The 1,330-nt window shown below is 69.8% G+C and carries 1 protein-coding gene; it reads left to right on the forward strand.

Going from position 1 to position 1,330, the window contains the following annotated elements; all coding sequences use genetic code 11:
- Positions 1–56: 56 nt before the first annotated feature.
- Positions 57–1,330: polyketide synthase dehydratase domain-containing protein (locus ACZ60X_RS43895; RefSeq protein ID WP_469611455.1), on the forward strand; the 1,274-nt coding region annotated here is incomplete at its 3' end.

The raw sequence follows: 1,330 nt of genomic DNA on the forward strand, positions 1-1,330 counted from the left end.
CGGGTGAGGTGGCGGACGCCGGGCGGTTGTGCTCGCCCGGGTACTGGGTGGAGCACGTGCGCGGCACCGTGCGCTTCCACGACGGCGTGCAGGCGTTGCGCGGCCAGGGTGTCACGACGTTCCTGGAGTTGGGCCCGGACGGTGTGCTGACGGGGATGGTGGCACAGGACTGTGTGCCGTCGCTGCGTCGGGATGTGTCCGAGGGGCGGGCGTTGATGGCTGCTGTGGGGCAGTTGCACGTGCGTGGGGTCGGTATCGACTGGGAGCAGGTCTTCTCGGGCACCGGCGCACGCCGCGTGGACCTGCCCACCTACGCCTTCCAGCACCAGCGCTACTGGCTGAGCCCGACGGTGTCCGGGGGCGACCCGGCGCTGGCCACTGGGCATCCGTTGCTCGACACCGTGATCAGCGTTCCTGAGACGGGTGGTGTGGTGTGTACGGGGCGGTTGTCTGTGGTGGGGCAGCCGTGGTTGGCGGATCATGTGGTGTCGGGTGTGGTGTTGTTGCCGGGTGCGGCGTTGGTGGAGTTGGCTGCTCGTGCTGGTGATGAGGTGGGTGCGCGGCAGGTGCGGGAGCTGGTGGTGGAGGCTCCGTTGGTGGTTCCTGATGAGGGTGCTGTGCGGGTGCAGGTGTCGGTGGGTGAGGACGTGGGTGGTGGTGTGCGGTCGGTTGCGGTGTATTCGCGGTCGGATGGTGGGGAGTCGGGTGGGGTGTGGGTGCGTCATGCGAGTGGCTTGTTGAGTGAGGATGTGGCGGGGGCGGGGGTTGGGTTGGGGGTGTGGCCGCCGGAGGGGGCGGTGGCGGTGGATGTGTCCGGTCTGTACGGGGAGTTGGCGGGGCGTGGGTATGGGTATGGGCCGGTGTTCCGGGGGTTGCGTGCGGTGTGGCGGCGTGGGGACGAGGTGTTCGCCGAGGTGGTGCTGCCGTCGGGCGAGGCGGACTCCGCGGCGGGGTTCGGTCTGCACCCGGCGCTGCTCGACGCTGCACTGCACGCCGGCGCCTTCTCGGGCGCGCGCGAGTCCGATGGTGACGGCCTGTTCCTGCCGTTCGCGTGGAGTGGTGTGTCTTTGCATGCTTCGGGGGCGTCGTCGTTGCGGGTGCGGTTGTCGTCGACGGGTGCGGAGTCGCTGTCGCTGGAGCTGGCCGATGGTGAGGGTGCTCCGGTGGCGTCGGTGGAGTCGCTCGTGCTGCGCGCTGTCAGCGAAGAGCAGTTGAGGGCGGCTGGCGCTGGCGGTGGGAGTGAGTCGCTGTTCCGGGTCGAGTGGTCTCCTGTGCCGGTGCGTGCGGGCGCCGGCGTTGTTGAGGTGGAGGTGTTCGAGGTCCGGTCGGC

The sequence above is a fragment of the Streptomyces sp. NPDC104106 genome, from assembly GCF_055584345.1.